The following is a 4,135-nucleotide window of genomic DNA, read 5'->3' as shown; positions in this document are numbered from 1 at the left end:
ACTGCCCAGCACCTGCCGGACACCTACATTCTCCACCTCGCCCTCGGCACCTCCCTGGCCAGCATCATGTTCACCTCGGTGTCCAGCTTCCGCGCCCACCACGCGCGGGGCGCCGTCAACTGGCAGGTGGTCAGAACCATCTCGGTCGGCATATTGACCGGGACCCTCTTCGGCTCCTGGGTGGCGGCGCAGTTGACCACGAATTTTCTCAAGGGCTTTTTCATCCTCTTTCTCTATTACGTGGCCCTGCAGATGCTCCTCAATATCCGACCGAAACCGTCGCGCACCCTGCCGGGAAGCGGCGGCATGTTCGGCGTCGGCAATGTCATCGGCGGCGTCTCCAGTCTGGTGGGGATCGGCGGCGGCAGCCTGTCCGTTCCCTTCCTCACCTGGTGCAATCTGCCGATGCACAACGCCGTCGGCACTTCGGCCGCCATCGGCTTCCCCATTGCCGTCGCCGGAGCGGTCGGCTACGTGATCAACGGCCTGGCGGCGGCATCCTTGCCGGACGGGAGCCTCGGCTTCGTCTATCTGCCCGCCCTCGCCGGCGTTGCCCTGGCCAGCATCTTCACCGCCCCCATCGGCGCCAGGCTGGCGCACAGCCTGCCGGTGAGCCAGCTGAAAAAAATCTTCGCCCTCTTGCTCATCGTCATGGGCAGCAAAATGCTGCTGAGTTTCTTTTAGCGCACCGGCAACACTCCACTCCAACCCTTAAAGGCACCCATGGACGATCCCCGGACCACCTGGAACAGCCGCTGGCGGGAGAAAGCCGATGACTCCTGGGTGCCGGACCCCTGGCTGCTCAGGGTCCGGCCATGGCTGCCCGGCGGCAGGGCTCTCGACATCGCCTGCGGCCGGGGGCGCAACGCCCTGTATCTGGCCGAGCAGGGGCTAACCGTGACCGCGATCGACGTCTCCGAAGAAGCGCTGGCGCAACTCGCCGCCGAGGCTGCCCGTCGCAACCTGCCGATGGATACCCGCCGCGTCGATCTGGAAGCCTCGCCGCAGCTTCCCGCCGACGCCTATGATCTGGTGCTCGAGTTCTTCTACCTGCATCGGCCGCTGCTGCCGCAGCTGCGGGCGGCCGTGCGGCCGGGAGGGCTTGCGGTGCTGCGGACCTTCAGCCGCGCCGGCTCTTTTCCCGGCGGACCGGACAACCCGGATTTCGTCATGCGCCCTGGAGAGCTTCTGGAAATTTTTGCCGGCTGGGAGATTCTGCTGCACGAGGAGGGGATGGAGCCTTCCCGGAAGGGAGGTTCTCTGGCGGGAATTGTCGCCCGTCGGCCGGCCTCTGCAATGACACTCTGTCGCCAACCATGAGGCAACGCTTCGGATGCCCTCCTATCAAATGAACGACAAACTGGTCATCGGCATCTCCTCCCGCGCCCTTTTCGACATGGAGCGGGAAAACGAGATTTTCGAAACCCAGCATGAAGAGGCTTACGCCCGCTATCAGCGCGAGCATGAAAACATACCCCTGGCGCCAGGCACCGCTTTCCCGCTGATCAGGTCCTTGCTCAACCTCAACCGACTCATCCCCGGGCGCCGCCTGGTCGAGGTCGTGGTCATGTCGAAGAACTCCCCCGACACCGGACTGCGGGCTTTCAACTCCATCGAGCACTACGGGCTCGACATCACCCGGGCCGCTTTCACCCGGGGCGATTCGCTCGCCACCTATCTTGAGGCCTTTGATGTCGACCTCTTCCTCTCCAAACATGAAGGGGACGTGCAGGCGGCCATTGACAGCGGCGTCGCCGCCGCCGTGCTCTATGAACCGCCTGAGGAGGCCTGCGACGAGGAGCAGGAGGAGATCCGTATCGCCTTCGACGGCGACGCCGTGCTCTTCTCCGACGAGTCGGAAAAAATCTACAAAGAGCAGGGCCTGGAAGCGTTCCTCGCGCACGAGCGGAAGAACCGCGGCAAAAACCTGCCCGAGGGGCCCTTCGCCAAACTGCTGAAGACCCTCTCGCTGGTGCAGAAGCAGTTCGAGCCGGGCCGCAGTCCGGTGAAGATCGCCTTGGTCACCGCCCGCAGCAGCCCCACCCACGCCCGGGTCGTGCAAACCCTTCGCGACTGGGGAGTGACGATCGACAAGGCCTTTTTTCTTGGCGGCGTCGCCAAGGACAAGGTGCTAAAAGCCTTCGGCGCCCAGATTTTCTTCGACGACCAGGACGTGCACCTGTCGCCGGCCTCGAAGCTCGTCCCCTCGGCCCGCGTCCCCTACAAAGGAGGCTCCTTGGGCGGTGGTGGACAGAAACACAAAGCCGAAGACTGAATTCAGGGCGTTGGTAGCTCTGCCAGCCATCTATCGGACTATCAGTCGTAGCCGCCCAGCTCGCTCGATGAAGCGCCGCCTGGGCAATAGTGTATTCGGCAACGGCCACCGAAACCGGCGGCTGCCCAAAAACGTCACCTTCCGACCCTTTTTTCGTCACGTTTTTTTCCCGACGACTGGGGGAAACAAAAGAAGCCGGCCATCTCTGGCCGGCTTCTTTTGTGCTGCACCTGCTTGGTCAACGTCGGTTGCGGCGGTCCATTCCCCGCCTGACTTTTTCCGCTCAAGCTGAAGCGCCAACCGGTTTGGCAGAAGGCGTAAACCCCGCCTACTTGGCGATGATGAATTGCAGGTTCTTGTACCGCGGCGCTGCCATCCGGATCTCTTCCAGCAGTTCCTCCGGCAGGCTGGCCTTGAGTTCCTGAGCGGCCTTGTCGAAATTTGCCTGCAGACTGGTGGTCGCGTCGGTAAATTCAATCAGCGATTTGGGAGGAGAAAGGTTGAGGGCATGGAGCTTTAAATATATCCCGTAGAGCCGATCGAGCTTGGCGCGGGCGTCGCTGAATTTCTCCGGCGTCTCGTCCATCTGCTGCAGGATCCTGTCGATTTCGTCCTTTACTTCAATCAGCCTGGCCGTTTCGCCGGGGTTGGGGCGGGCGCCGAAGGCCTGCCCCGACTCCTGTTTTGCCCGCCAGTCGGTAGCCGTCTTCAAACATAATTCCATGCCCCTGTCCGTCCCCGACTGGATGCCGTAAAGGGCCCGCACGTAATTTCTGGAATACCCCTTCATCGTCTTGAGGTTAAGGTAATAGATGCCGGCAGTAGCCGCCAGCACCACGACCAGGGCCAGAAGCCCGAGTTTGGCGAGAAGAGGCTTGCGAGATTCGACCGACGGAGTTGGCGAAAGAGTGTAAACCTGTTTTTGCTGCTTCTGGGAAAGACTGACCGAATAGTCCGACTTCCGTATTTTCCTGCGGGCAGGTTTGGATAACTGCACGACGCAATAACCAGGATGCAGTGCCCCGCACCCGTGGCAGATGTTGGCATGGCCCAGTTCGCTGCCACAGGTGCCGCAATAGATCCTCCCGTCCTTCTTGTAGGCCCGCAGGGCGAAGGATTCCTTGTGCGTCCAGAAGCGCGCATTGCACTCCGGGCATTTTCGATAGGCTCCGCCTTCCGATATCTGGCCCAGTTCAACCTGGATGCTGGCAGCGCATTTCGGACATGAGCATTTCATACATCATTCACCTTTTTACGAGAGCAGTACAGGTACAGCTAGGGTTGGTAATCTTTTCCGAGCCCGACCCAGGCGCCGTCACCGCCGCGGACAACGTCATCCTGACTGACTGCCTCTGTTATATCCGGCAGACTGGAGCCGTCCGGCCCTACGCTGAAAAGGTCATAATCAGCGTTCAGGTCTTCAAACGGGCCGTCAGCACGCACCGGCGCACCGCCATCGGCGATGTTCAGATACTGGTAGAGATTGCCCCACGGATCCCGCAGATCGCCACGACCGATATCATTGAGGGATCCGGGCAGAGCATTCTGGTCGATGAAATAAGCGTTGATGTCCTTTTCCAGAACGCGGATCTCCGTACTGCATCGCGACACTTTGGCTGTTTCCACGAACCTGGTGTAACCGGGAATGGACATGATCGCCAGAACCCCAAGAACGGCCACAATGGAGAGTAATTCAATAAGGCTGAATCCCGCGGTGCTTCCCGGCCGCGGAACATTCGTGGCCATATCCTTGCGGGCTAGCACCTTGATACAGCACAAATCAGTTGGCTCACAGGTCTTCATCGGGACTCATCCAGGAGACAATTCTTGAAAGCTCGATTAATTTTTCGAAATCAGCAA

The 4,135-nt window shown here is 60.6% G+C and carries 5 protein-coding genes; 3 read left to right on the top strand and 2 right to left on the bottom strand.

The features are described 5' to 3' along the window. The 3 genes from VD811_13025 to VD811_13015 all read left to right on the top strand — a co-directional run. Positions 1 to 684: sulfite exporter TauE/SafE family protein (locus VD811_13025; GenBank protein ID HXV21903.1), on the top strand; the 684-nt coding region annotated here is incomplete at its 5' end. A gap of 39 nt (positions 685 to 723) precedes the next feature. Further along, positions 724 to 1,320, top strand: coding sequence for a methyltransferase domain-containing protein (locus VD811_13020; protein HXV21902.1), 597 nt, complete (start codon positions 724 to 726; stop codon positions 1,318 to 1,320). Positions 1,321 to 1,348: 28 nt separating this feature from the next. Beyond that, complete coding sequence (locus tag VD811_13015; protein HXV21901.1) at positions 1,349 to 2,275, top strand: 5'-nucleotidase; 927 nt, start codon at positions 1,349 to 1,351, stop codon at positions 2,273 to 2,275. A 328-nt stretch (positions 2,276 to 2,603) separates the two neighbouring features. Here the strand turns inward: VD811_13015 and VD811_13010 are convergent, their stop codons facing one another. Both VD811_13010 and VD811_13005 read right to left on the bottom strand, forming a co-directional pair. Next, positions 2,604 to 3,512, bottom strand: coding sequence for a hypothetical protein (locus VD811_13010; GenBank protein HXV21900.1), 909 nt, complete (start codon positions 3,510 to 3,512; stop codon positions 2,604 to 2,606). A gap of 38 nt (positions 3,513 to 3,550) precedes the next feature. Next, positions 3,551 to 4,078 carry a hypothetical protein gene (locus tag VD811_13005; protein HXV21899.1) on the bottom strand — a complete coding sequence of 176 codons (528 nt, stop codon included), beginning with the start codon at positions 4,076 to 4,078 and terminating at the stop codon, positions 3,551 to 3,553. Between the last annotated feature and the right edge of the window lie 57 nt (positions 4,079 to 4,135).

Source organism: Desulfuromonadales bacterium (genome assembly GCA_035620395.1).
Classification (GTDB): domain Bacteria; phylum Desulfobacterota; class Desulfuromonadia; order Desulfuromonadales; family DASPGW01; genus DASPGW01.
This window is presented reverse-complemented; position numbering and strand designations above follow the sequence as displayed.